The organism is Fibrella aquatilis (genome assembly GCF_017353255.1).
Classification (GTDB): domain Bacteria; phylum Bacteroidota; class Bacteroidia; order Cytophagales; family Spirosomataceae; genus Fibrella; species Fibrella aquatilis.
The window spans coordinates 184,486-209,580 of the sequence record NZ_JAFMYU010000010.1 but is presented as its reverse complement, the minus strand read 5'-3'; the positions used below and the strand labels follow the sequence as shown (position 1 = coordinate 209,580).

23 protein-coding genes and 1 tRNA gene are annotated in these 25,095 nt (G+C 53.6%); 11 read left to right on the top strand and 13 right to left on the bottom strand.

The features are described from left to right. Nucleotides 1-166 precede the first annotated feature (166 nt). The 6 genes from J2I48_RS14295 (at nucleotide 167) to xrtN (ending at nucleotide 6,077) form a co-directional block, all read left to right on the top strand. Nucleotides 167-895, top strand: coding sequence for a DUF1361 domain-containing protein (locus J2I48_RS14295; protein WP_207336146.1), 729 nt, complete (start codon nucleotides 167-169; stop codon nucleotides 893-895). Next, nucleotides 892-1,263 (top strand): diacylglycerol kinase family protein, encoded by a 372-nt coding sequence (locus J2I48_RS14290; RefSeq protein ID WP_207336145.1) that lies wholly within the window; start codon nucleotides 892-894, stop codon nucleotides 1,261-1,263. Before J2I48_RS14295 ends, J2I48_RS14290 begins: the two co-directional genes overlap by 4 nt. Nucleotides 1,264-1,376: 113 nt before the next feature. Next, nucleotides 1,377-2,018: a hypothetical protein gene (locus tag J2I48_RS14285; protein ID WP_207336144.1), complete on the top strand. Its 642-nt coding sequence runs from the start codon at nucleotides 1,377-1,379 to the stop codon at nucleotides 2,016-2,018. Then, nucleotides 2,015-2,317, top strand: a complete 303-nt coding sequence (locus J2I48_RS14280; protein WP_207336143.1) for a winged helix-turn-helix domain-containing protein — start codon at nucleotides 2,015-2,017, stop codon at nucleotides 2,315-2,317. Before J2I48_RS14285 ends, J2I48_RS14280 begins: the two co-directional genes overlap by 4 nt. Before the next feature lie 50 nt (nucleotides 2,318-2,367). After that, the gene (locus tag J2I48_RS14275; RefSeq protein WP_207336142.1) at nucleotides 2,368-5,004 is read left to right on the top strand and encodes an XrtN-dependent VIT domain-containing protein; all 2,637 of its coding nucleotides are present in this window, start codon (nucleotides 2,368-2,370) and stop codon (nucleotides 5,002-5,004) included. Next, nucleotides 5,001-6,077, top strand: coding sequence for an exosortase N (gene xrtN / locus J2I48_RS14270; RefSeq protein WP_207336141.1), 1,077 nt, complete (start codon nucleotides 5,001-5,003; stop codon nucleotides 6,075-6,077). Before J2I48_RS14275 ends, xrtN begins: the two co-directional genes overlap by 4 nt. A gap of 99 nt (nucleotides 6,078-6,176) precedes the next feature. Here the strand turns inward: xrtN and J2I48_RS14265 are convergent, their stop codons facing one another. The 5 genes from J2I48_RS14265 to J2I48_RS14245 form a co-directional block, all read right to left on the bottom strand. Continuing rightward, a complete protein-coding gene (locus J2I48_RS14265; protein ID WP_207336140.1) occupies nucleotides 6,177-6,839 on the bottom strand; it encodes a hypothetical protein in 663 nt (220 codons plus the stop codon). A 105-nt stretch (nucleotides 6,840-6,944) separates the two neighbouring features. Then, entirely contained in the window at nucleotides 6,945-10,856 is a 3,912-nt protein-coding gene (locus tag J2I48_RS14260; RefSeq protein WP_207336139.1) for an AAA domain-containing protein, read from the bottom strand. 35 nt (nucleotides 10,857-10,891) lie between these two features. After that, a complete protein-coding gene (locus tag J2I48_RS14255; protein ID WP_229376251.1) occupies nucleotides 10,892-11,533 on the bottom strand; it encodes a sterol desaturase family protein in 642 nt (213 codons plus the stop codon). A gap of 194 nt (nucleotides 11,534-11,727) precedes the next feature. Beyond that, nucleotides 11,728-12,801: a TerC/Alx family metal homeostasis membrane protein gene (locus tag J2I48_RS14250; RefSeq protein WP_207336138.1), complete on the bottom strand. Its 1,074-nt coding sequence runs from the start codon at nucleotides 12,799-12,801 to the stop codon at nucleotides 11,728-11,730. A gap of 63 nt (nucleotides 12,802-12,864) precedes the next feature. Continuing rightward, nucleotides 12,865-14,418 (bottom strand): hypothetical protein, encoded by a 1,554-nt coding sequence (locus J2I48_RS14245; RefSeq protein ID WP_207336137.1) that lies wholly within the window; start codon nucleotides 14,416-14,418, stop codon nucleotides 12,865-12,867. 170 nt (nucleotides 14,419-14,588) lie between these two features. On the opposite strand from J2I48_RS14245, the gene J2I48_RS14240 reads away from it, so the two are divergent. Continuing rightward, entirely contained in the window at nucleotides 14,589-15,329 is a 741-nt protein-coding gene (locus J2I48_RS14240; protein WP_207336136.1) for a glycosyltransferase family 2 protein, read from the top strand. A gap of 5 nt (nucleotides 15,330-15,334) precedes the next feature. Here the strand turns inward: J2I48_RS14240 and J2I48_RS14235 are convergent, their stop codons facing one another. The 5 genes from J2I48_RS14235 to J2I48_RS14215 form a co-directional block, all read right to left on the bottom strand. Beyond that, nucleotides 15,335-16,003 carry an alpha/beta hydrolase gene (locus J2I48_RS14235; protein WP_207336135.1) on the bottom strand — a complete coding sequence of 223 codons (669 nt, stop codon included), beginning with the start codon at nucleotides 16,001-16,003 and terminating at the stop codon, nucleotides 15,335-15,337. A gap of 513 nt (nucleotides 16,004-16,516) precedes the next feature. After that, nucleotides 16,517-17,059, bottom strand: a complete 543-nt coding sequence (locus tag J2I48_RS14230; protein ID WP_207336134.1) for a hypothetical protein — start codon at nucleotides 17,057-17,059, stop codon at nucleotides 16,517-16,519. A 20-nt stretch (nucleotides 17,060-17,079) separates the two neighbouring features. After that, on the bottom strand, nucleotides 17,080-17,967 hold the full coding sequence (locus J2I48_RS14225; protein WP_207336133.1) for a hypothetical protein: 888 nt from the start codon (nucleotides 17,965-17,967) through the stop codon (nucleotides 17,080-17,082). 315 nt (nucleotides 17,968-18,282) lie between these two features. Then, entirely contained in the window at nucleotides 18,283-18,627 is a 345-nt protein-coding gene (locus J2I48_RS14220; protein WP_207336132.1) for a Crp/Fnr family transcriptional regulator, read from the bottom strand. 3 nt (nucleotides 18,628-18,630) lie between these two features. Beyond that, entirely contained in the window at nucleotides 18,631-19,821 is a 1,191-nt protein-coding gene (locus J2I48_RS14215) for a type III polyketide synthase (RefSeq protein WP_207336131.1), read from the bottom strand. 130 nt (nucleotides 19,822-19,951) lie between these two features. Here J2I48_RS14215 and J2I48_RS14210 point away from each other — a divergent pair, with 130 nt between their 5' ends. Then, nucleotides 19,952-20,854, top strand: a complete 903-nt coding sequence (locus J2I48_RS14210; RefSeq protein WP_207336130.1) for a UbiA family prenyltransferase — start codon at nucleotides 19,952-19,954, stop codon at nucleotides 20,852-20,854. Nucleotides 20,855-20,880: 26 nt separating this feature from the next. Beyond that, nucleotides 20,881-21,273 (top strand): VOC family protein, encoded by a 393-nt coding sequence (locus J2I48_RS14205; protein WP_207336129.1) that lies wholly within the window; start codon nucleotides 20,881-20,883, stop codon nucleotides 21,271-21,273. A 52-nt stretch (nucleotides 21,274-21,325) separates the two neighbouring features. On the opposite strand, the gene J2I48_RS14200 is transcribed toward J2I48_RS14205, so the two are convergent. After that, nucleotides 21,326-22,213 carry an alpha/beta fold hydrolase gene (locus tag J2I48_RS14200; RefSeq protein ID WP_207336128.1) on the bottom strand — a complete coding sequence of 296 codons (888 nt, stop codon included), beginning with the start codon at nucleotides 22,211-22,213 and terminating at the stop codon, nucleotides 21,326-21,328. Between the two features lie 165 nt (nucleotides 22,214-22,378). Between J2I48_RS14200 and J2I48_RS14195 the strand changes: the two genes are divergently transcribed. Together J2I48_RS14195 and J2I48_RS14190 are read left to right on the top strand one after the other, a co-directional pair. Continuing rightward, entirely contained in the window at nucleotides 22,379-22,540 is a 162-nt protein-coding gene (locus J2I48_RS14195; RefSeq protein ID WP_207336127.1) for a hypothetical protein, read from the top strand. A 182-nt stretch (nucleotides 22,541-22,722) separates the two neighbouring features. Next, nucleotides 22,723-22,799: transfer RNA gene (locus J2I48_RS14190), tRNA-Asp, on the top strand. A 154-nt stretch (nucleotides 22,800-22,953) separates the two neighbouring features. Here J2I48_RS14190 and J2I48_RS14185 read toward each other — a convergent pair. Continuing rightward, on the bottom strand, nucleotides 22,954-23,775 hold the full coding sequence (locus tag J2I48_RS14185) for a sensor histidine kinase (RefSeq protein ID WP_207336126.1): 822 nt from the start codon (nucleotides 23,773-23,775) through the stop codon (nucleotides 22,954-22,956). 618 nt (nucleotides 23,776-24,393) lie between these two features. Beyond that, a complete protein-coding gene (locus tag J2I48_RS14180; RefSeq protein ID WP_207336125.1) occupies nucleotides 24,394-25,008 on the bottom strand; it encodes a hypothetical protein in 615 nt (204 codons plus the stop codon). Between the last annotated feature and the right edge of the window lie 87 nt (nucleotides 25,009-25,095).

Below are 25,095 nucleotides of genomic sequence, written 5' to 3'. Positions count from 1 at the left end.
TAAAGTTGGCTGACGCAAGCTTAATGGTGCGTCAGCCAACTTTAGACCCGCAGCGGCGGCCCGCTTAGACGTTAAACTTTAGACTAATTTTAAAAAAATCCCCTCAAACGCTTGCATCTGTCCTTACCGCTCTTGTTACTTTGTAATTCAAAGTACTTTCAGCACTATGCTTTATCCGACTAAGTTTTTGGTAAGGCAGTCTACCCCCACCGTTCCGTCGTCGCAGGGAGAGGGCCTTCGGGCACTCGCCTTGCTAACGGCGGTTTGTCTCCTGTTTGCCGTGGGGCGCGGACTGTTTACGGGCGTTTGGTGGTACCTCATCATGGGTGCCTGGAACCTCTTTCTGGCCCTGTTTCCGCTGGGCATCATGCTTGTTCTCCGCGACCTGCGGTCTGCGCCGGGACTACTCACTGGCAACCGACTAAAACTGGTAACCTATTCAGCGTTAGCGCTATGGCTGTTATTTATGCCTAACGCGCCCTACATCATCACCGACCTGTTTCACCTCCGCCACACCGACAACACATACATCTATTACGATACCCTGCTGATTTTTGTGGGTGCACTCACGGGCCTGCTGGCTGGCCTCTACAGTACGCTGCTGGCGCACCGGCTGCTCAACACCCTCACCAACGGCGTCACGGCCTGGGGACTGGTGCTGGCGTGTCAGGCGCTGGCGGGGTTCGGTATTTTTCTGGGTCGGTTTGGGCGCTGGAATAGCTGGCACCTGGTAAGCAAGCCCATTGTGCTGAGCCGTGCCCTCTGGGATGCCCTGGGCGACCCGGTAGCGCAGAAAGTGACCCTTACCTACGGTTTTGGGCTGGCCGTGCTGTATGTTGCGTTCTGGTTGTTTACCGAGAGCCGCGTCAGCACCCGGTCGGCCACGTACCCATGATTAATTTGCCAAAAGTGCTGCGTAGTTTTCAGTTCGCCGGGCAGGGCATCATCGACCTGTTTCGGTATGAAAACAACGCCAAAGTGCATTTGCTGGTGGCCGTGGTAGTGGTGGCGCTGGGCAGTTGGCTGGGGCTTTCGGCTACAGAATGGGCGCTGATCTGCACGCAGGTTGGCCTGGTCTGGGCCGCCGAGGGGTTTAATACCGCCCTCGAAAAGCTCTGTAACCGCGTCACCACGCAACATGACCCGCTCATTAAAGCCGCCAAAGACCTCTCCGCCGCCGCCGTCCTTATCTTGGGCATCACGGCCGTAGTAGTCGGGTTGCTTATCTTCGGACCTAAGTTGATTTTAATGTACAATGAATAATGAACAATGTACAATGATTAACTCCGACAGCAGGTTGCCCTGTTTGTTAGCCATTATGCATCAGCTACCTTCCATTGTACATTGTTCATTATTCATTGTACATTAAAAAAACTATGTCGCGCGAACATCTACAAACCCTGACCGAGATCCGTGGCATGATGGAGCGGTCTACTAAGTTCCTGTCGCTCAGCGGCTTGTCGGGCGTGTCGGCGGGGCTGATTGCGCTGGCGGGTGGGCTGGTGGCTTATCTGCAATTGCGTACGGGCTGGCTGACGCTCTTCGATTCGGGTACGTACCAGCGGCTGAATCCGCTGTCGCGGCGCGAGGTGATCGAGTTTCTGGCCCTCGATGCTGTCTGTGTGTTTGTCTTGTCGTTGCTGGCGGCCTGGTTTTTCACCGCCCGCAAAGCCCGGCGCATGGGGCACACCGTCTGGACGCTGGCCTCGCGGCGGCTGATGTGGGCGCTCATAGTGCCGCTGGTAGTGGGGGGCATTTTCTGCCTGGGGCTGGTCTATCACCGGCTCAACTGGCTGGTGTGTCCGGCTATGCTCACCTTCTACGGCCTCACCCTGCTCAACGCGCAACAGTATACCTACCGCGACCTGGAGTACCTGGGCCTCTGCGAAATTGCGCTGGGGTTAATTGCCCTGTTCCTGACCGGCTACGGCCTGCTGATGTGGACTATCGGCTTCGGGGTGCTGCACATCCTGTACGGCACGCTCATGTGGTACAAATATGACCGTCAAACCCAATGATGAACGATCTGCTGTCCCGGTTCAACAAAGCGTTTGAAAGCAAAGCGCGGCTCAGCATCATGTCGGTGCTGATGGTGAACGACACGGTCAGTTTTAACGAATTGAAAGAACTGCTGGCCCTGACAGACGGTAACCTCGCCACCCACCTGCGGGCGCTGGAAGAGCAGGGCTACGTGCTGGTGCAGAAGCAATTCATTGGTCGTAAACCCAACACTAATTACTCCGCCACCGATGCCGGCAAACAAGCGTTCACCGACCACCTAAACGCCCTGGAAGCCTTTATCCGGGGGGCAGGGTAAACTGTATAGCCTATTTTTTTATCTTTTCACTTTGAAATACAAAGTACTTTATGGAAACTGAAATTGACTACCAGACGCTGGCAGACGAGGCACGGCAGGAACTTCTGCTTAGCCCTACGCCGGGAAATGCAGGGACAATAGTAACAGGTTGGAAATCTGTGTTTCGCGATGAAAAGTACGAGGTGGGCGTAAGCCTGTTTACTGTGTCGGGTTTGTTGTTTCTGTCGCACGATTGGCTATCACAAAACGGCGCCGCCAGGCAGGATACCATGACCTGGTTTATGGGTCATTACGCCCTGGCATTGGTCTTTGGTACGGTGATATTTTTCAACGGCGGATACGCCTATTACGTCAGGCACGACCGGCGGCAGCAGGCGTCGGTGTGGGTGTCGCTGGTATTGTGGTGGCTGAGTGCCTTTGCCCTAAACCGGCAGATGGCCGTGTTTGAGCAGTCAGTGCCATGGCTGAGTTGGGTTATTGTGGGTAGTGGCCTACTCATGGTGCTCCACACCTGGGCCGACATCCTGCCGCGCTGGGGGCAGCAACTGCTCTACGCCGGGCTGACTGGTACATGGTTACTCGTTGTGTATCAGGCTGTTTACGTGGCGCAGTTGTACCCCATCAGTGTTCCGGGCCTGTTGGTGCTGGGTATTTCGATCCATACGTTTATTCCGGCCCTGATGGCTTGGGTGGTAGGGCGGCAGTTGTGGGTGGCGGCCCGGCAACGGCCCTATTTGCGCCATGCCGTGGTGGCGGGGCTGCTGGTGCCGCTGAACCTGCTCGTGATCTTCCTATTAAACTGGCACCATACCGTAGCTAAGCTCAATCAGGTGCAGCGAACCGCCGCCCTACGCCAAACCAACGACCTGCCCGACTGGGTGCAGATGGCCCAACAATTACACCCCGGCCCCGTCACCGACCGGATTCTGAAAACCAACATCGTCTACGGCACAACCCCCTGGACCCGCTCTTTCGGCGACCTCACCGTTCTCGACGACGTGCGCCTGCACGACCCGCTGGTGGTAATTGCCCACAACCTGTTTCCCGTGCCCGTGCTGGATGGACCGAGCGGAGCAAAACTGCTCAGGACGGTCAGCAAGGAGCATTACGGCACCGAAACCAAGCTGTGGAGTGGCCGCAACCTGACCACCACGCAGGTGGCTACGCAGGTGAAAATCTGGCCGCAATACCGGCTGGGTTACACCGAAAAAACGCTTTGGGTGCAAAGCGCGGCGCAGTGGGGCAACCGCGAGGTGCTCTACACGTTCCACTTGCCTGAAGGCTCGGCGGTGTCGGCCCTGTCATTGTGGATTGATGGGCGCGAGGCACCAGCCCGCCTCACCACGCAGACTAAAGCTGATTCAGCCTACAAAACCATCGTGGGCGTAGAAAGCCGCGACCCGTCGGTGGTGACGTGGCAGGAGGGTAACCGGGTTACGGTGCGGGTGTTTCCGGTAATGCCGGGCAAGGTGCGGCAGGTGAAGATCGGGATTACGTCGCCGTTGCAATTAATTGACAGTCAACTGGTTTATCGGAATCCGTGGTTTGAAGGCCCCGATGCCAGCAAGGCAACCGAGACGGTTAACCTCAGCTTCGATACGGAGCCGACGGCCCTGACGATGCGGGGTTTATCGGGCGAGGTGATGAACCGGACCCTGACGCGGGAGCGCGATTACCAGCCCGATTGGTCGCTGGAATTTACGCCCCCGCCGCTCTCGCCCGAACCCTTTCGGCTGGATGGTAAAGCGTATCAGGTAGGAGCGTATCGTTCTGCGATACATCCGTTCTGGCCCACCGACCTGTACCTCGACGTAAACGAATCCTGGACAGCCGATGAGTTCAGCGCCATTTGCGAAACGGTTGACAGTCAGCATACTATTCGGCTTTGGGTAGTTAATGACGGACTATTGAAGGTAACGCCCACCAACCGCGATAGTCTATTTGCCGAACTGGTGAAAAAGCCGTTCAGCCTGTTCCCGATTGATCGGATTAACTCCCCCGCTACGGCCCTGCTCATTACCAAAGGAGCCGATGGTCCCACGTTGGCTGACCTCAACGGAAGCCTGATGGCCGACCGACTGGCCAAGAAATCGGTTAGCTTGCTGGCACCTATTAACGCAGTAAACCTGGGCGTAGTCCTGCCGCCGTACCTGAAAACGCTGACCGAATTAGGGGTGTTGCACATGGTTACTACCAACCTGACTCAGTTGCGGGACACCTACCTAACCCGGCAGCAGTTTCCCACCAATACCGCAGCTCCCGACGAAGTGTCGCTACCCAATTCGGGTATGGTTATTCGGCAACTAAATACTGGTCAACAGGCTGATAATCAAAGAGTATTGGTCAGTAATAAGCCGCAAACAGCCAGTCTGGCACCCGATCATCTGCTGCGTTTATTTACGTATAACCAACTTATGCAGCGCGTTGGTCGGCGGTATTTCGACAAGGCCTATCGCAACGATAGCACCCTGGCAGCGGTGGCCCAAAAGGGGCATGTGGTGTCGCCGGTGTCGAGTTTGGTGGTGCTGGAAACACAGCAGGATTACGACCGTTTCGACATCAAAAAAGACCAGAACGGCCTCGACAATGCCACGTTGAAACAGGACGGTGCCGTACCCGAACCCCACGAATGGGCCATGCTGGTAGTGGTTGCCCTGCTGGTAGGTTGGTTTTACGCGAAACGATGAACATTGACCTTCTCTTGCTCCTAACCCTGGCGCTGGGCGCGTTGGCGGCGCGGCCGGGCCAACCCAATCGGGGGGCGTGGCTGTGGCGGCTGACGGCCCTGCTGACGCTGACGCCGGGGCTGCGGTATGTCGGAGCGGTGTTTGGGTTTGCAGCCCGACTCACGCTGAGCCATTGGGCGGGGGAGATCTTGCGGGGCATGAGTATGACGGTGAAAACGGAGGGTAACGTGCTGATAATGAACGGGCAGGAGATGGCCGTTGACCCCGCCTGTCTGGGCCTGCGCATGACCGGCATGACCCTGCTGGTAGCTATTTTCTGGCTGCTGGCCTATGAACGTAAACGTCAGCGGGCCTTGCCATTGGCCTGGGTACTGGCCTATGCTGGCCTGGCACTGGGCCTGACCCTGCTGGCTAATCTCTTGCGCATTATGCTGCTGGTGGTGTTTGCGCTGAGGCCGGACCAACTCATGCACGAGGGCGTTGGGCTGCTGTGCGTAGCGGTCTACGCCTGGTTGCCGCTTTGGGCCGTTGCCCGCCTGCTCATGGCCCGAAAAGGGCAACCCTGGCAGCCAACTTTAGTTGATAAGCTATTCACTGTCAGCCGTATAGGGAAAATGATGCCAGCCCTGCTGCTGGTTGCTATGGCCTGCGTAGCTTTTGTGCGGCCTGTTCGGCTCCCCTACACCGTCACGCCACGGGAAGGCTATACGCAACGGTCAACCCGCTTCGGCTTTGTGCAATACAGTCGTCCCGGCGAGCTTATTTATGTGAAACCGCTGCCCAACTGGTACAGCACCGAACACAGCCCGGCCATTTGCTGGCAGGGGCGGGGCTACACCCTGCGGCGGGTACGTGAGGTATCGTTGTCGGGGCAACCAATCTACGTAGGCGAACTAAAAAAGGGCCACCAGACGCTGCAAACGGCCTGGTGGTTCTCTAACGGCTACCACCACAGCATTGGGCAATTCGACGTGCGAAGCCGGATGCTACGCGGCGAACCCGGCTTCGCCCTCATCAACGTCACCACCACCGATGCCCGTTTGCTACCCGCCTTGGTGCAGGCGTGGAAATGAGTTCAAGGTGTAATGTTTAAGGTTTAAGGTTGCTTCGCGTACGGGTGAGGTAAACGCGAAGCCACTGCATACTGCATACTGTAGAACTGCATACTGTCACTACTTCCCCACATCCAGCGTGTCGGACCAGCTTTCGAGGCGATGGGTGTCTTCGGAGAGGTGGCTGGCCGAGAGGCAGAGCTGCTGGCGCTGCTGGTTGTAATAGATGCCAAACGGTGGGGCCATCAGTTCGTCGGAGGCGTCATATTCTTTCCGAACAATGGGCCATTCCACCACGGGCAACAGCGAAGGCGTGCGGGTAAGCTCTACCCGTTTCAGTCGAAAATCGGACACAGCATTGCCGTAGGGTACTTCCTTATAGATCAGCCCGTCGCCCACGTTGCGGACATCGGTAGGTACGTGGGCAGCCACCATGAAGCCCAGTGCCGTGAACCCCGCCGTGCTAAAGACATAACCCGCCCCGAAGATGGACAGTTGCGCAATACCAGCCAGGTAATGCCCCTTTTTACCCCGCTCTGTCCGCAAAATCCAGATCAGCAGCGACACGGTCCAGTAAAGTGACACCAGCATAAACCAGTCGAGCAACGATAGCGTAGTGGTGATACCCGTAATGAGTCCAATGATGGCTAATCCACTGACTATGAACGATATCCATAAAAGAAGTTGCCGCGTACCCGGCTGGTCGGCGGTAGCTCGGATGGCCACATAAGCCAGCAGCGGGTAAAACCAAAACCCGAAAATAACGATGATGAAAGCTGACATAGTTTAATGTACAATGAATAATGTACAATGCACCGCGCGGCGGACCGCAATGAATAATGTACAATGGCTTCGCGCTATAGCATCTGAGCGCGAAGTCATTGTACATTAAACTTTCTTTTCTTTCCAAAAATTTCGGCTCCAGCGGCGTTGGAAGGGCCAATGGCGTTCGGTGAGGGCAACAGGGCGGTAAGCGTGCGCCTCTTTTGAAGACTGTTGAAAATACGCCGCATCGTCGGTTAAAACAAGGCCGGTGTACTGATTGTCGTGGCGGATGGTCAGATCGGCGAAGGGCAGTTCGGGTTGCCAGTTGGGGTGTTCGGCAGCCAGCTGATCGCGCAGTAACTGCCCCGACCGGATAACGTCGCCATTGGGCGCGGGTGTGGGCCGGTACCATCCCTGCGACACGTCGAGGGCATATTGCAGATAGGCTTTCAGCAATTTAGGCCCCAGGTTCGCCGTGTTTTCTACCACTAGTTGATTAGGCAATATGCTGGTTATGAGGTAGATGCGTTCCCGCGCCCGCGTCACGGCCACGTTGAGCCGGTTTTCGCCACCCGGCATGTTCAGACTGCCAAACTGCGCCGACAAACGCCCTTTCTCGTCAGGCGCATAGGCCACTGAGAACAAGAGCACGTCGCACTCATCGCCCTGCACGTTCTCGATGTTTTTCACGAAAAGGACCCCGTGCGGTGAGGTCTCCAGCAATTCCTGAATCAATTGTTGCTGCTGGAAATTAACGGTCACTACGCCGATGCTCCGGCCCGGCAGTTCGGTCTGAAGTTCAGCTACCAGATCCACGACCGCTTGGGCTTCAACCAAATTCGTGTTGCCCTGCCATTGCCCCGATACGTGCCGGTAGCGGATGCCTGGTTCGCCGTGGTTGGCCTGCTCGAAATCGGGGAGGAGGCTGAGCGAGTGGTGGTAAAAATGCTCGTTCGAGAAGTCGATTAGATCGAGGCTGCGGCTGCGGTAATGGCCTGTCAAGAGCACCTGAGGCAGGTATTGCGCCGCCAAATCCAGCAGCGACTCCACTTCTAACGCTGCTTCGGGCAGATCGTCGGGGTCGGTTTCGGCATCGTTGAACCGGGCGCGGTAGAGGTCGCTGGGGCGGAGTTGCTTGCTGTCGCCGGTCACCACCACCTGCTTCCCCCGGAGCATGGCGGGCAACCCATTTTCGGCAAAACACTGCGACGCCTCGTCGAAAATAACGAGGTCGAACAGGTCGCGCTGCATCGGAAAAATGGCCGATACCGATTCGGGCGAGGCCATCCAGCACGGAATGAGCCGGAACACCTCGGCGAAGTGCGCCTCCATCAGCTTACGCACCGGCCATACGCTCCGTTTTTTGGTGACCTGATGTTTCAAATCGCGGAAGCTGACCACGTTGCTGAGCCGGTTCAGCACCAAGTCGCGGTAGGTTTGCTCGCGCAGTTTGAGCAGCAGAATATCGCGCGTGAGCACCTGCCGGTTGCGGATGCTATCCTGCAAACCCGCTTCGTCCTGCTCCATTTTCAACGACGATACGCTTCGCAGTTGCGGGTACAGGCTCTCCAAATGGTCAATCCAGGCCAGCCGCAGGCCATTGTCAAACGCTGCCACCGAAGGCACGCGGTCGGCCACGGCGCGTTCGTTGGTACTGAACGCCGCCCACAGCCGGTCTTGTTCAATCAGGTTGTCGGCATCCTGCCGCAGGGCGGTTTGCAGCGTTGCCTGGTAGTCTGACTTTGAGGATAATATAGTTAATTGGCTGGCTGTCAACTGTTTTTGCCACCGTTCTTGCTTGTCGTTTATGTCGTCATATAGTAATCGGACATGCGTCAGCCGTTGGGTAAAAACGGGTAAGGTTTGGGGCTGCTTTAGTTGATTTTGAAGGGGTAGAAACAAATTGCCTAGGGTGTCGTAGAGGCTATGCGCCCCCACCACGGCGGTCTCCAGCGTCTGCAACTGCGCCAGTATAACGGTGGGTTCGGGGGCGGCGCGGTTGCCCGTAAACTGCTCAATCAGGGCGGTAGCCTGTGTGAGCCATGCCTGCCGGTTTTTCCACAACTGGCTCATTTTCAGCAGATCGTCCAGCGACGTGCCGAGGGCATTGTCCGTTGCCAACTGGGTCAGAAACAGTTTGTCGCTATAGAAGAGCCACTTAAACACCGACTTCCGCGCCGTGATGCCCGCCGCCAGCCGGTCGGTTAGCGTAGTGGTATCGGCATCAGTTTTCAGCAGGCCATCGCTTTCTAGCTGAGCTAGTTCGGTGCGTTTTTCGGCGAAAGTATCAGTGGGGTCGGGGAGGGTGCCGGTGCCCATGCGGGTGAGTACCGGCCAGATGAGGGCATTGCTCGGTGCCGTCAGCGTCTGCGCTATATCGTCCAGCGCGGCGCGATGGGGGGCATATTGCTCCGTGAGGTCGGGCCAGGAGAGGCGTTGCCCCAGCAGCAGCGCGGCCCGGTCGAGCAGGGCGGGCATGGTTTGCGCGGCCTCGTCGATGGTTTGCCGCACGGCCGCAATGTCCTGCCCCGTAAACTGCGCAAATGATACCCGGCTGGCAAACGGATGGTTCGGGCCGAGGCGGTTGCGGTAGGTAATAAAGTAGCCCAGCCGGTCGCGAAAATCCGTGGCCTCGTCGAACCGGAACTGCCGGTAGAGGTCGGTCATGGAGGCGGCTGACCCTGCAGGGTTGCTGCTCAGATACAGATCTTTGACCGATAGCCCGCAAACGGAGGTATCGAACAGGGCATCTTTAAACGCCTGCAACTCGGTCACGAGCGCGTCGATGCGGCGGCTTTCCTGGGTAAACGTCCGGTCGAGGACCACGGCATCCAGCCCGTTGTTTTGCTGTCGATACCCCTCTACGGCGTCAATTTGGGCGTTTAGTTGGGCGTAGAGTGCCTTCCTGTCGTCCTGAAAATCGTGGATCAGGGCGGCAAACGGGGCCATGCCCACCTCCGCCAGCCGCTTGTATACCACGTCGAGGGCGGCGCGTTTCTGGCATACCAGCAGCACACGCTTGCCTGCGGCGGCGGCATCGGCCATGAGGTTGGCTATCAACTGCGACTTGCCCGTGCCCGGTGGCCCCTGCACCACCACCGACTGCCCCGCCTTCACGGCCATCACCGCCCGCTCCTGCGCCGCATCCACGGGAAGGGGGAGGAGGGAGGAAGAAAAGGAGGAAAGGGAGGAAAGGGAGGAGGGGGAAGAAAGAGAATCTACGCTAACCCTTTCCTCCTTTTCTTCCCCCTCCTCCCTTTCCTCCCCCAATATGGTATCATAATCCGGCACCAGAAACGAACCAGCCTGGGGGAAAATGCCCAATACAGCCTCTGGGAATAGTTTTAGCTCGCCCACCGCCTCTAGTTCGGTTAGTGATTTGGCCGACTGTTTGTCGAACTGCTGGAGGAGGTTGGTGAAGTTCTGGGTGTTGAAATTCAGTTCATACGGGCTGCTCTTCAGCCAGTCGTAGAGCTGCATTCGGAACGTGAGCGGGTCTTTGTCGAAGTCCGTAAAGTCGGGGTCGGTCCAGTCATCGGCGAGTTTGATGCCGTTGAAAAAGCTGTAGGCCAGGCCCATCGACTGGTTAAACTGCACCGGCACGTCGCCCCGGCGTTCCAGCCGCCATTCGTTGCCTTCGGTGGCGAGGTGGACGGGAAAAAACAGCAGTGGCCCATGCACGGGCGTGCCGTCGTTGAAGCGTCCGCGCACAAACGGCCAGCCCACGTAGAGGTCTTCGGTGCCGCGCTCTTCCTCAATAAACCGTTCGGTGCGCATCAGTCGCCGCAGGTGTTTGCTGAGGATGTTGGCCCGTTCGTCGCGCGGGTCCGACACGGCGCAGAGGGGAATGTGTTTCTTCTGAGCAATCAGCCCCACCACCAGGTCGAAGGAAGGTTTGTTGAGCCGGAAGTCGGCCTCGTGCAAGTCCACAAACTGATCGACGGGCAGGCTATTGAGCAACAATGACCGGTTGCGGCTACTTAAATTGGTCAGGCGGCGGCGATAAGCACGAAGAACGGCGGGCGACAATTGCATATGTAAAGCTAACGACGAGGCCCGTAGGAAGCGTATTACGCCTCCTGTTCTACCGCCCTACGCTTCGCTACGAACAGGGTGCGGAAAACGACGTCCCAGAGTTTGCTGCTCACGCCGAAGCCCGATTCGGCGTCGTTGTAGTGATGCACCATGTGGTGGGTTTTCATTTCCTGAAAAAACGGGTTCGTGAACTTGGCGTGGTGCAGGGCGTAGTGCATCATGTCGTAGATGAGGTAGCCCGTGATGAAGCCCGCGAAGAAGGGGTGCATGTACGTGCTGCCCAGAGTGTAGTAAAAGGCCAGATAAAACACCGCCGCAATAGGCGCGCCCAGCAGCGGGGGCATCACCAGCCGTTTCGAGTCGTTGGGGTAGTCGTGGTGAACGCCGTGGGTGAGGAAGCTGATGCGCTTGCCCCATTCGGTAGTGGCATGGTAATGAAAAATATAGCGGTGCAGCAGGTATTCGGCGAACGTCCAGAACCCCATGGCTGCTACAAATAAGCCACCCGTGGCCAGCACCGACGCCCCATTGGCAAAGCCTTTGTATAGCGAGTAGCACACCACCGGCACCCAGAAAATCAGGGGCGTACTCCAGTGTACGTGCGAGAACATATGCAGGATAGGATTCGTGAAAAGGCGGACGGACTCGTCTTTGTTAGAGACAAAATTTCTGGCCATAACGAAGTGTTTATCAATTGATAACTGCTGATTGCCAGCTAATTGCGATAGAAAACGCAGCCGCTTTATACAGTGCGTCAGCAACGTACAAAGCTACGGCGTGGGGCATTGTCGGGCAAAAATAGGTTTGTTAATTTCCTGTTAGGAATTAGCCTGATTCGCCCTCACTGGACTATATACCCTGGAAACAGCACTTATTTCTCTACTTCCTCCTTCGCTGGAATCAGGTATGATGCCAGGATACTGGTGCCCAGAATACCCAGGATTACATAGAGCGAATAGACGGGTTTGAAACCCCAGCCTTCGAGTTGGTGCTCGAGCAGCATTTTCACGCCGATGAACGTGAGCAGCACCGCCAGACCCGTTTTCAGGAACCGGAACTGCCCCATAATACTCGACAGGAAGAAGAACATCGACCGCAGGCCCATAATGGCAAACACGTTCGAGAAGAAGACGATGTAGGGGTCTTTGGTGATCGAGAAAATGGCCGGGATCGAGTCGACGGCGAAGATGAGGTCGGTGACGGCCACTACCAGCACCACAATAAAAATGGGCGTGATAAAGAGCTTGCGGTCGCTCTTGCGGCGGATGAAGAAATTGTCGGTTACGTTGCGCTGGTAGACGTTCATGTACTTCGACACAAACCGCACCACGGGGTGTTTGTCGGTGTCGATTTGCTCGTCTTCTTCCTTCTGAAAAAACAGGTTTACGCCCGTGTAGACCAGAAACGCGCCGAAGATATAAATGACCCAGTCGAAGCGTTGCAGCAGCGCCGACCCAACGAAAATGAAGATAAACCGCAGCACAATAGCCCCCAGAATACCCCACACCAGAATCTTCTTATAATACCGCTCGCGAACACCGAACGAGTTGAAAATCAGGATGAATACAAAAATATTGTCGGCCGAAAGGGAGTACTCCACCAGGTAGCCGGTGATGTATTCGAGCGACATATTTTTCTGGAAAATGGCCAGGTTTCCGGCGAAATTCCCAGCGGTGAAATCGACGTGGTCGGCGTACTTGTCGCGTACGGCCTGGAGTTTAGCCATGTCGGTAATGCCGTGGACGAGGTAGCCGTACTGCTGCAAAAACACATAGAACACCAGCGACAAAGCCACCCAGACAGCACTCCAGAAAGCGGCTTCTTTAAACGAGACAACGTGGCTTTGGCGGGCTTTTTTCGACGAGAAAACGCCCAGGTCGAGCGACATCACGAAGAGTACAAAAACGGCAAAGCCGCTAAAAAACAAGGTTTCGCTGGTGAACATAAAGTGTGTATCCTGATAACAAAGAAACGGCTGATGCCCGGAAAAGTTGACACCGGGGCCAAATCAGCGCGTTGGTGGGTGGGGTAGAGCCGGTTCTGCCGCGTAAACGAAGTAGTTCTCGTCTAATACGATGGCGGGTGCAAAGGCCCCCACACAACGAAACGACGCCATACCGGTGGGCGTTGCCACCATATAGCGCTCACCTATTTTGTCGAACCGGTGGGTGAGTGGTGAGCGCGCCAGCACCAATACGCTGCCAAGTCGTTGAGCGTGCAGGTGGGCAAATCGGGCAAACAGCAGCGAGTCGGAGTAATTGAGTGTTTCGGCGCTGCCTTTCCAGTTGGCCTGGTTCCAGATCACGTAGGACCCCATAGCCTGGTTGGCCAGGTTATACACGTCGCGGCGCAGGTACCCGGCAATAGGGGTCATGAGGTAGTTGTAGTTACCCACCACCAGGGTATTGGCCGGATAAGTACGCTCGATAAACTGCGCCGCAGCCCTTGCCCCCGAAAACATATACCGGCCGTCGGCATAGGCGGCGAACAGACCCACCAGCGCCTGCACCAATAGTAGACCACGCAGCACCCACATGGGGCGGTGAGTGGTGTGATTAGCCTGTTTGTATACCCAGTAGCTAAGCAGCAGGGCCAGCATATAGTGGCCGTTGTGGCGCATGTTGCCCCCAAACCGGACGTACGCAAACAGCAGCATACAAAGTGTTGGCACCCCCACAATGGCCAGGCTCACCGCCGAACGCCGGAAGTACCAGCCCACCAGCGCCAGGGTAACCAAGGCCAGCAGACCAGCCCCGTAGGCCAAAGCCATGCCCGTGTCCGACGACCAGTCGGTGTTCCAGAAACTCAGCCGGAAACGGGGCACCGGATAATAGCCTTTAAACACCGTGCGGAGGGCCGACAACGCCTTTTCCGGGTTCCATTGGCCATACCAACCCATGTTGAACGACTGATCTTCGGGTGTTTGAATAGATAATACGGACACCACAAAGCCCACGGCTATCAGCCCCAAACCAACTAACACCTGGGGCGTAAAGAGCCTGCCCGCCCGGCCATGTTCGACCAGCAATCCGGCGCTGAGGCCCAGCCCCAGCAGCAGGCCAAAGAAACTTGTTTGAGCCAGCAGCGCTATGCCCAGGGCCAGCAGCAAGGGCCGTTGCCCCGCCCGTGGCCAGCCAATGACTACACCAAACGCCAGCAGCACACCCAACTGATAATTGCGGCTAATGACACCATATTCATACAACAGGTAATAGCCAAACAGCAGCAGCGCCTTCTCTATCGTTGAAAAGGGGCTATAGAAAATGACCAGCGAGACCGTCAACACGGCCAGGCAACCGTGGGTAAGCTGAAGCAGCACCGGGCTGTCGGACAGGTGGGCCACTACCCACAACAGCAGGTACCAGAGCGTGGGGTGGCCCTCGTACCGGATGGCGTGGAGCAGGTTAGCCAGCGAGGTGGCGTGGGTAACCAGGGTCCAGGTGTGTAGCTCGTCACGCCACATCTCGTGCTGCCAGAGAAGCAGGGTTAGCGCCGTGGTATAGCCAAGCAGCAGGAGCCAGTTTGTGGTCTGTTTGGCGGTTACCGACACTAATTGACCCATTTTTGGCAGATTTTTTGTGTGCAAGGATACAAAATGACCGGTAGACTAGCGGCAACGCATTTGCTTTGTGTAGGCTATCGTATTCATAATCAGCCGCAAGGGTTAGTCATTTTTAACTCATAGCGGCCGCTATTTGCAAATGAGTGGCGCTAACCTCTAGCTTTGTATTTATGTATAATGGTAAAAAAGTGGTGGTGGTAATGCCTGCCTACCGCGCCGCTCTCACGCTCGAACGTACCTACCGCGAAATCCCCTTCGACCTGGTTGACGAAGTAATTCTGGTCGATGACCACAGCCCCGACAATACCGTCGACGTGGCCAGGTCATTGGGCATCAACCATGTCATTCGGCACGACGTGAACAAAGGCTACGGTGGCAATCAGAAAACGTGTTACGCCAAAGCCCTCGAACTGGGCGGCGACATCGTGATCATGCTTCACCCCGACTACCAGTATACGCCGTTGCTGCTGACGGCCATGATCTCGATCATTGGCAATGAGCTTTACCCCGTGGTGTTTGCGTCGCGAATTTTGGGCAAAGGGGCGCTCAAGGGCGGCATGCCGTTATACAAATATGTGGCCAACCGGTTTCTGACCCTGACGCAGAATATTCTGATGAATCAGAAACTATCGGAATACCACACGGGCTACCGGGCGTTTTCGGGCGAGGTGCTACAGGCGCTCGACTTCACCCACAACGACGATGATTTCATCTTTGATAACGAGATGATCGCGCAGATTTTCTACAAAGGCTTCGAGATTGCCGAGGTCACCTGCCCCACCAAATACTTCGACGAGGCGTCGTCTATCAATTTCAAACGCAGCGCTATCTATGGCCTCGGCGTATTGAAAGTGTCGCTCCTCTACCGCCTCACCCGCTGGGGGCTGCTGTCGTGGAACGTGCTGAAATAGAGTTTTTAGCTCAAAAATTCACTGATCGCTCTTGCTACATCGTGGGGGTTGTTGGCGTGGATCTGGTGATTGCCCGATACCCTGACGTATGGCTGGTCGGGTGGGGCGATGACGATGTCGTGGCGGGCGTGGATGCGTAGGTCGGGCAGTACGGTTAGCGGCGGTACTGCGTTGAAAATCAGCTCATATTGCCACATCAGATAGGCCGGGTCAATCCGTTGAAGCCTGTCGAGCGAGGCACGAACCCGTGTGCGCGATGCCGGAAACGGATAGAGCAGTTTAGCCGCACGGATGCTGAACGGATGCTGCACCACCCCCGTGCTCACTACCCACCGAATCAGGCTGAGCCGCTGTAGGGGCGATCTGATCTTGCGCGGGTCGGTCCAGGAGCTAAGCTGAATGACGCGCACGCCGATTAGCTCTTTCACGTGTGCCGCAATCCAGCCCCCCATCGAATGGCCAATGAGCACATCGCGGGGGCTGATGCCGTAGGCCTGCACGACCCGTTGGGCCACTGTGCGAGCCGTTACCGGCACGGCAGCATCCCAGCTGTTGAAATCGTTTTCGAGGTTGATACACAGCGTTTGGGCGGCGGGCAGCAGGGGCAACAGCGCATCGAACGACGTGGGCACGTCGAGGTTGCCGTGAATGAAGACGAGGCGATCAACAGACATGGTCCATAGTTATCATAATGGGACGCTATTGAGGTAATGGTTTTGGTTCCGAACCTATACTGTGGTCGTTTTTGGGTAACGTATCGGGCCGACTGTTGTAGGGTAACTGCCAGCGCGGATGAGTGGCGTAATCATACCACCGCCAGAATTTAAGGATGTTTACAGGGTCAGTTCTGTACAGCACCGTATCTTGACGGTAGTAAGGATGCTGCCTATACTGAATAAAATTGTTCGCAACTGTGTCTTCGTACCTAGATCCAAAGAATTGCCATTCTTCAAACCACTGTCCGTGGTTTGTGACGTATGAAAAATGGTTTAAACTCACTTCGCTTATCCAGCGTATCGGCGGTAGGTTTATTACTAGGACTACTAGAAGTACTAAAATAATAAACTTCTTCCGAAAGATAAAATGTTTTGCGAATGAAAATTTCATGAGAAGTGATTTTTGAATTTTTTCACAACAAACTATCACACTATCAAAATTGATTAATTTGATAGTGTGATAGTTCGTAATTAATCGCAACTACCCATACTTCTGGGGGCTTTATTATTCCCCACAATTATGTCAGGATCATTAGAATTTCTATCCCTTAAATCCTGTCCAAGACGTCCTGGAGTATATGAGCCGTATCGAGCTTCAATGAGTGTTCTTGTTTTGGGTAAATACGCTCCTGCGGCATCACAAATGGAAAAAATGTAATTTGTACAATTGAAATCATAAACACTGTACCTTATGTCGTCTAATCCCTCGATCATATGTAAAGCTGCACCGAAGTCACTGGCACTCACAGTAAATGTTTTCTTGATTGTGTAGTTTGTATTGCCATTATCATGAACGGCACCATCATACCAAAGGCCACCTTTAGGTAAACCAGTGGGATAAAAACCTAAAACTTGAGTTATTTTATCATTAGGATTTGATTTGCTAACCTTGCTCAACCCTATAAAAACGTGCCCCACGCCGTTATCAAATCCAAATGAATCACCTCCGCCACTCGATGATGGTTCTTGAACATAAACTGTGATTGTGAAATTATAGTCAGATGCGTTGTTCATCTGATTACCGCCAAAGCATCTTACGTATTTCTTCGGATCAATACTTGGTGTCTGGAAAGCTGGTAGGTAATATGCTCCACTCGCATCTCTAACTGCTTGTCCCCCAGTAGATCCGCCTCCGCCACCGCCGGTAGTAGAGTAGGTCCACCAGTAGGTCCTGCGCCACCTCCACTACTACCCGTGACGCTGCAAACAGTAATATAATCTCTGTATGAAAATACAGGAGGTTGGTAATCATTATAATAGTAGTGGTCAACGGGGGTAGTAGTACACGTTATTTCTTCCAATCTACCATTTTTATTGCCTGGTGAACAAGTACCAATCAACTGTCCAACCTGATAGCGATAGCCATACAACATTGTTTCATTCCAGTCGTAAAACAATACATATCCGCTAAAATCTGTTGGTACAGATTTGTAACTATTCGCATTCAGTTCTTCCTGCTTATGCGAGGCATAGAACAGCAACGATCCCACCACCTTCATTACCAGTGCCTTGTAGTGACCATCAACGTCTTTTACGATAACGTATTTGCTGATTACAGAAATGTCTTCTTTAACAAGACGCTGATAAGGTTCACCCGTCTTCTTATTGTTACCGCTCTTGGTGATAGCCATACCTTGGAGCTGTTTATAGGCTAGAGGAAGCTCAACGATTGTCTCGTTGCCAATAGTATAACTTACAGCTTTCAGCCAGTTAAGCGTTTTTTCATTGTTGCCTTCATCTCCAAGTCGAGCTGCTGTGTTTAAACGTTGACTATCATGCCATTTTTTTGCTGCTAAAACTGTTTTGTCTGTGAGTGTACTGAAGGCTGAATCAGGCTTATCCGTAACAGATTCACGTTCACAGGAAAAGCAAAATAATAAGCCCAAAAGGGTTAATGCGAGGGATAAAGTTAGTTTTGTCATGTTCTTGTTGAGGTTATGAACATGACAAAATAAGTTAAATGATGTTGTACATTTCTTGACAAATATCAAGAATAGACTAACTTATTTCCGCCTCCTCAATCGACTAACGGTTTCGGGCGTGACACTTAGATAGCTGGCTATCTGCTTAAGCGATGCCTGTTGAAAGATGGTGGGATGCGTTGCCATTAGACTATCGTAACGTTCAGCAGCTGTATTCATTCTTAGCTGGAATAATCGTCCTTCGCTCAGCGAGTAATAGTGTTCTATTAATACCCTGCCTACCTGATTAAATTGCGGATGGATTTGGTACAGATGCTATAGTTGTGCATAAGGGATACTCACCAGCGTAGCATCTGTAAGGGTCTGTATATATTCATAGCTGGACTTTTGCTCGAGGAAACTTTTCACCGAAATGATGAAGTCATCTTTTCCCATGAACCAAGCCGTAACTTCCTTGTCGTCTTTGTAATAAAATGCGCGCGCAGCCCCTTCTACAATAAACCAAACATACTGACACACACGTCCAGCTTCAAGTAATAAGGCATTTCTGGAAACTTGTTGCACCGTAATAGCCTGTTCTATATCAGAAAGCACATCAACTGACAATGGAGCTATAGTTGTTACTAGGTGGAGCAAGCGTTGCTTGGGCGATACTACCATAGTTTAGTCGCTTATAAATTTCAGTGTTGCTTCAACATCAGACTGCCTTACTTCAACTTGAACGGGCGTGAAGTTGGCTTCCAGGATCATGGATTCGAGCGTCAGGCCGGGACCAAACGCGCAACTCAGAATGTGCTGGGCTTCGTCGGGGCCGGTTTGGGTGGTCAGCATGTCCTGCCAGATGGCCTTCAGCACAAACAGCACCGTGGCCGACGACATGTTGCCATACTGCCGCAGCACCTGGTAGGCGTAGCGGTTGTCGGCGGTGTCGAGGCCAAGTTGCTTCTCGATCACTTCCAGAATACGCCGTCCGCCGGGGTGCATGGCGTAGGTGCCAATATCGCCGATGGTAAGGCCGCTTTGTTCCAGCAACCGCGACAGCAACTGCCCGATGCCGTTCTGAATCACGGTGGGCACCTCGGACGTCAGGGTCATTTCAAAACCAAAGTCGGTTACGTGCCAGGCCATATCGGCTTTGCCTTCGGGCAGCAAATCGCAGTAGAACGACCGCAGGCGCATGGACTGGTCGGGGCGGGGCGTGCCTTCTACCAGTACCGCCGACGCACCGTCGGAGAACAGGGCATTAGACAGCAGGTTGTCGAGGTCGGTTTTTTTCTGAAAATGGAGAGTACACAGTTCCACGCACACCACCAGCACGGCCGCTTCCGGCGTAGACCGCACAATGGCGTCGGCGGCTTTGAGACCGTTGAACGCCCCGTAGCAGCCCATGAAGTTGATGGCCAGCCGTTGCGTGGTGCCAGGCAGGCCTAGGGCTTCAATAATCTCGATGTCGGGGCCGGGGGCGTAGAGGCCCGTGCAACTCACGGTAATCACGTGAGTGATGCGCTGCCGGTCGAAGTCGGGGTAACTGCCGAGACAGTCGTTGATGGCTTGCAAGGCCAAGGGCACGGCCTCTTGGCGGTAGAGCACCATGCGCTGCCCTACCGTTGGAAAAGGCTCCAGTCCTTCAGTGTTGGGGTAAAAAGTATATTCACCCCGCCGCTTATTGTAGTCGGGCAGGACCGAGTGACGCTGGTCGATGCGGGTTTGGCGATACAGCGCCGTCAAGCGGCGTTGGTCGCGTTCGTTCATGCCCAGTGCTTCGGCCATAAAGTGGGCGATCTGGGCTTGCGGAATCTCGTGGGTTGGTACAGCCGTACCCAGAGAATTGATGAAACTAGCTTTCTCGTTCATGAAGTTGTATTGACTGTTCGGACAAACGCCCGTCTTTTGTAGGTACTAGTACAGATACGGGCATTCTAGATAAAGCGATGTAGCTGTATAACTCCACCATGTCAATAAGGTTGCTCACCTACCTAAACATATGACCCTCCGCGCCGTATGGCTGCATTTGCGCCTGCCGTTCTCCGTTTATCTGCTTCCCGTCTGCCTGTTTGCCATGACTCTGCTGCCGGGCGTTGGCAACTGGTGGGTGGCCCTATGGGTACTGTTCATCATTCACGTGCTCATGTACCCGGCGGCCAACACGTTCAACAGTTACTACGACAAAGACGAAGGCAGTGTAAATGGCCTCGAAAACCCACCCCCCGTAGACCGGACGCTGTTTTGGGTGTCGATGGGCCTGGAAGGGCTGGCCCTGCTGGGCGGATTGTTCGTCAATATACCGTTTGTGGTGTTTATTCTGGTCTATGGTGCTTTTATGAAAGCCTACAGCCACCCGGCCATCCGTATCAAGAAACGGCCCATTGCCAGTTGGCTATTAATCAGCACGTTTCAGGGCGGGTTTGTTTTCCTGATGACCTACGCTACCCTGCATGACATGAGCCTCTGGGAGTTGCTGATTGCCCCTGCCGAGGTTAATCTGGGCTTGGGTACTGTTATTGCGTTTCTGAATATCCTGGCGCTATATCCTGTCACGCAGGTATACCAGCACGTCGAAGACGCGGGTCGGGGCGACCTCACCATCAGCCGATTGATGGGCGTTCGGGGTACGTTCATCAATGCCTGGCTATGCCTGCTGGCGTCGGGTGGCTGTTTTCTGGTGTTCTACCGGGCGCAGTGGCCGTTCTGGCTGATGCTGTCGCTGCTGGTGCCGGGCGTGGTGCACCTGGCCGTTCTAACGGTACGTGTCTGGAAAAATCCCGCTGCCGCCAACTACCGCGCCGCCATGTGGATGACCCGCCTTACGGGCTGGGGCATGAACTTGTTTTTTGGTATCATCCTGACCATGGAGCACCACAACTGGCCAGTGGAACTAAGGCCTTAAACACCCAAAAAGACCATCTTTGCCCCATGCACATCGAACACTTGGCCATCTGGGTTCGCGATCTGGAACGGATGCGGACGTTTTACGAAACCTATTTCGGTGCCACGGCCAACGAAAAATACGTCAACGCCATCAAGGGATTCTCGTCCTATTTTTTGTCGTTTCCGCAGGGTGGTGCACGTCTGGAACTGATGCAGATGCCCGGTATCCCCGACACAAAGAACGATGCGTTGGCCCAGTTTTCGGGCCTGATTCATTTCGCCATCTCGGTAGGCGACGAGGCTACCGTAGATGCCCTCACTAACCGCCTCCGCGCCGACGGCCTGCCCGTTGTAGGCGAACCCCGCCGCACCGGCGATGGCTACTATGAAAGCGTAATACTGGACCCCGAAGGGAATAGGGTGGAGGTGATGGGGTAGGAAGAACTAATGTACATTATTCATTGCGGTCCGCCGCACGGTGCATTGTACATTAGTTCTTCTCCAAAGGCAGCGTATTTAGTAAAATGTCCGCCATATAGTCGCGCTTGTTGATGACAATGTCGTGGCGGCTTTCGGGTAGGATGAACTCTTTGAACGCGGCGTGGACCAGGTGCTGTTTGGCGAAAGCCACGTTGGTGGGGTAGACCAACTCGTCGCGCAGGCCGTGGAGCATGGTAATGCGGGCCGTAATGCGGGGCCAGTCGGGCAGGATAGCCTCCAAGGCCTGTTTGTGGGCCAGCTTTTCGTCGTTGGCCAGGCGCAGCAGTGGTGGCACCAAAGCGCGCAGCGGAGCCTTGTCTACCCAATAGCTGATGCCGTAGGTGCGTTCCAGCCCCGGCCCCAGCGCCGATGATACAAACACGACCTGATCAATCACGCCGGGGTTGTTCATTGCCAGCCGCGCTGACACCGACCCCCCATACGACGACCCCACCACCACCAGGTACGGCGACGATCTATAGCGGTCAATAAGTGGTTGAAGCAGTTGGGCTTGTTTCAGAATAGAGGGTTCTACACGCCCAAAGTCGGAATAGCCATAGCCGGGGCGGTCGACGGCCACGAGTTGCGCCCGGTTGAGCAGGGCGGTGTCTTTGAAAAATTCGTTGAAGAAGGAGAGGGAACTGGGCGCGCCATGCACAAAGATGACGGTGGGCTTGCCAGGCAGGGTGGGCGTTTCCATAAACCGGATGGTGCGCTTGCCTACGAGATACCGGTGGATGGACGGTTGCACAGCCTGCCCGGCAAATTCCGCCCGCAACGCCTCATCCGACTGCCGGAAGTCGAACAGCCACGCGCCAGCGAGTGCCAGAATCAGGAGTGCCAGAAAGCCCAGAATACCCTGATAAAGGGCACGTCCGGCAGTTTTTAAGAGTGTCAAAGTGGTGAGTGCCCATACCTGGGGCGGATAAAGCGGCTTACAGCCATGTGTGCGGTGGTAACACAAATCTGGGGCCGTTTTGTTTGCCAAAGTAGCCGTTGCCTCGAAGAATGGAGCAGAGCAGCCCCGGCGGGGTTACAGCAGAAACTAAGTTGATACGAGACCATGGAAACCAACCCCAACGAAGCCCTGCCCCACCTCACACAGTTTGCCAACCCCGACGAATCGGCCCTGGCGGTGTCGGAAGACCCAAACCAGGAAAAGCCCGCCGGTGCCGCCGAACTGATGACCCCCGACGATGCACCGGGGCCGGAGGATAATGAGTAGTGGCTATGGGCAGCAAAAAAAGTAAGCACTTATATGCCTGTTAACCAGCGGTGAAGCTGTTATAGCAGAAAAAATGTCGGTTTTTTTCAGGCCAGGGCTTGCGCCAAGTACCCCAACGCCCTACTTTTGCACCACGATTTCAGAACAACGGCAACGTTGAAACGTTCTGAAAGCAAGTTTCTGGTTCGGTAGTTCAGTTGGTTAGAATGCCGCCCTGTCACGGCGGAGGTCGCGGGTTCGAGTCCCGTCCGGACCGCCAGAACAAAAGTTAAAGCCCTGTAAGATGCTTTCTTACAGGGCTTTTTGTTTATTTTCTTTTGCCAAATCGTTCATTACATACCTTTTCGCCCTTACGGAATTGTCAGGTTTGCTACCAGCTTGATACCCATTTTTCAGGTTCCAAAAAAACCGCTTTAGACCTTGGTGGTTACTGATGCTGGATGAGGAACGACCGGTATAGTCAGTTCAATGCGGGTACCTTGTCCAACTGTAGATTCAATGTGGCACTTTCCTTCAATAAGCTCAACACGGCGTTGCATAGTACGCAAACCCGCGCCTGACTGGTTCAAACTGAGGTTTTGACTGTTAATCTGATCAAACCCTCGTCCATCATCGCTGATAGTCAACTCAAACTGCTCAGGTTTGAAGGCGATATGAATGCTAATTTGCTCTGCGTCAGCATGTTTTATAGTGTTATTCAGGCATTCCTGCACTACGCGAAACAAGATGACTTCGCGTTTGAAACCAAGAGAATACGATTGACCTGATGAGTCGAACGCGGTGGCGAAACGCCCCATCTGTTCAAGGCGGTTAAGTTCGTTTTGAATGCTGCTGACCAGGCCGAATTGCTCAACAAATTCTTTATCCAGGCTTTTAGTAAGGGCACGTACCTCACGAATGGCCAAATCAACAACAGCCCCAATATCGACCAGACGGACGGCTGCCGACTGCAGGTCTGCCTCTTCTTCCATGGCGTTGAGGTGCAGTTTCGTCAGCGATAGGAGTTGACCAATATTGTCGTGTAGGTCATTGCCTACCTGTTGTAATGTCTGATTCTGTACTTCAATCTGCGCCTGTAATATTTCCTGTTCGTATGTTGCTTTCAGGGCTATCTTCTCCCTGATGTTCTGCAATTGCCGACGTTGAAATAGCAGCAGGAAGCTGACAATAAATACCGATAGCAATAGGAATATTACTGTGCTGGCAACGACTACGAGGTATAGGTTATCTTTCATCCTGATTCTGCCCGGCCATCACAAAGGCTACAGTAAACATACCATATCGGATAGCAGTTAGCACGTAGTTGATGTAGAAGAGTTTTTTTCCAGCCTCTCTATAGTGGTCGCTCAGAAAGAAATAAAAACCAGTCACTATAGCACTGCCAGTACAGGAGAATAGGAGGGCCGAAGCAATCCAAAACAATGGCTCTCTATGCAATGTTAAGATTTTGTTACTGGTAGCGAGAGACCAAAAATATAGCAATAAAACAGGCAACAACAGTAGGCACATTGTTAAATACAGATTCGTGCTTGATGCTCTATCATGTATATTAATTAGTAGCTCGTAAAGACCCAGAATTCCTAATCCGACAGCTATTAGCCAAAACAACTTAAGGGGCTTTGGCTGAAAAATATAAATATAGACAGCAAATTCAATAGGTAGCATTATATCGTATTGTGCCCGCGTCCAAATACCGATTGAGTCTGGTTTGATTTCTAGTATAACATCAATTATTGAGACTAGTACAGAGTAAATAACTAATAAACGCAATGAGGTAGGGTTGAGCTTTGTATAATAAAGAAGCCCAACCCCAACCGAAATCATTGTCAATAGTACTATAAATACGCCCATAATTAATAGTCAAAAAGCAATTTCTCATCTTCAGGGCAATTTGGTACGCAAAGCCGATGAGACGACAATTTATTAAGATCAATGTGGCATATACGCTCTGATATATCTGTTTTTAGTAAAACAATTGGTTGACCTTTCATGTCATCGTATGATTCCATAATATCCTTTTTACATATATTTTCTCGTTTGGCAAGTTCAGTAAAAACAAACAGAAAACATCTGTTGCCTTCATATATGCAAGGGTAAAAGCGTATTCCATTAAATTTTTTGGTAGGCTTAGCAAATTTTACTAATGAACTATCCTCAATGCCGAGATGTATTCTAAGCTCGCCTTCTTTAATGAGACCGAATTTTAAAAATTTTATTGATCGATTCGTGCAGAAGGCATCACTTTTTAGCGCTTTTTGTTTATGGTCAGTATAGCAAAGTAGCGCATCGTCAAGATTAATGAGCTTGCTGTTATCTCCCTGACCTATTTTTATAATATACCATTCAGGGTGTTGTTCTATAGTGGCAACATTTGACGTGTCGCTTTTCACGGCAGATTGTTCTGCTTTTTTGTCCTGATTACAGGAGATGGCCAGTAGGAGGCAGGCGAAGGTGAGGTAGCGGAGCATAGCTGTGCAGTTTTAGATACGGTTACAAAGAACCATTGGCTGACAGAGGTGCGCAACGGGGATTTTCCCGTATTTAGGGGGAAATAT

Bases quoted from the DNA above. Each gene is read 5' to 3' on its own strand.
- J2I48_RS14265 (WP_207336140.1), bottom strand. From the start codon at position 6,839: ATGTCAGCTTTCATCATCGTTATTTTCGGGTTTTGGTTTTACCCGCTG.
- J2I48_RS14210 (WP_207336130.1), top strand. From the start codon at position 19,952: ATGACCCTCCGCGCCGTATGGCTGCATTTGCGCCTGCCGTTCTCCGTT.
- J2I48_RS14185 (WP_207336126.1), bottom strand. From the start codon at position 23,775: ATGAAAGATAACCTATACCTCGTAGTCGTTGCCAGCACAGTAATATTC.
- J2I48_RS14215 (WP_207336131.1), bottom strand. From the start codon at position 19,821: ATGAACGAGAAAGCTAGTTTCATCAATTCTCTGGGTACGGCTGTACCA.
- J2I48_RS14260 (WP_207336139.1), bottom strand. From the start codon at position 10,856: ATGCAATTGTCGCCCGCCGTTCTTCGTGCTTATCGCCGCCGCCTGACC.
- J2I48_RS14290 (WP_207336145.1), top strand. From the start codon at position 892: ATGATTAATTTGCCAAAAGTGCTGCGTAGTTTTCAGTTCGCCGGGCAG.
- J2I48_RS14280 (WP_207336143.1), top strand. From the start codon at position 2,015: ATGATGAACGATCTGCTGTCCCGGTTCAACAAAGCGTTTGAAAGCAAA.
- J2I48_RS14225 (WP_207336133.1), bottom strand. From the start codon at position 17,967: ATGACAAAACTAACTTTATCCCTCGCATTAACCCTTTTGGGCTTATTA.
- xrtN (WP_207336141.1), top strand. From the start codon at position 5,001: ATGAACATTGACCTTCTCTTGCTCCTAACCCTGGCGCTGGGCGCGTTG.
- J2I48_RS14275 (WP_207336142.1), top strand. From the start codon at position 2,368: ATGGAAACTGAAATTGACTACCAGACGCTGGCAGACGAGGCACGGCAG.
- J2I48_RS14205 (WP_207336129.1), top strand. From the start codon at position 20,881: ATGCACATCGAACACTTGGCCATCTGGGTTCGCGATCTGGAACGGATG.
- J2I48_RS14180 (WP_207336125.1), bottom strand. From the start codon at position 25,008: ATGCTCCGCTACCTCACCTTCGCCTGCCTCCTACTGGCCATCTCCTGT.
- J2I48_RS14230 (WP_207336134.1), bottom strand. From the start codon at position 17,059: ATGAACAACGCATCTGACTATAATTTCACAATCACAGTTTATGTTCAA.
- J2I48_RS14255 (WP_229376251.1), bottom strand. From the start codon at position 11,533: ATGGCCAGAAATTTTGTCTCTAACAAAGACGAGTCCGTCCGCCTTTTC.
- J2I48_RS14240 (WP_207336136.1), top strand. From the start codon at position 14,589: ATGTATAATGGTAAAAAAGTGGTGGTGGTAATGCCTGCCTACCGCGCC.
- J2I48_RS14245 (WP_207336137.1), bottom strand. From the start codon at position 14,418: ATGGGTCAATTAGTGTCGGTAACCGCCAAACAGACCACAAACTGGCTC.
- J2I48_RS14285 (WP_207336144.1), top strand. From the start codon at position 1,377: ATGTCGCGCGAACATCTACAAACCCTGACCGAGATCCGTGGCATGATG.
- J2I48_RS14195 (WP_207336127.1), top strand. From the start codon at position 22,379: ATGGAAACCAACCCCAACGAAGCCCTGCCCCACCTCACACAGTTTGCC.
- J2I48_RS14295 (WP_207336146.1), top strand. From the start codon at position 167: ATGCTTTATCCGACTAAGTTTTTGGTAAGGCAGTCTACCCCCACCGTT.
- J2I48_RS14235 (WP_207336135.1), bottom strand. From the start codon at position 16,003: ATGTCTGTTGATCGCCTCGTCTTCATTCACGGCAACCTCGACGTGCCC.
- J2I48_RS14250 (WP_207336138.1), bottom strand. From the start codon at position 12,801: ATGTTCACCAGCGAAACCTTGTTTTTTAGCGGCTTTGCCGTTTTTGTA.
- J2I48_RS14220 (WP_207336132.1), bottom strand. From the start codon at position 18,627: ATGGTAGTATCGCCCAAGCAACGCTTGCTCCACCTAGTAACAACTATA.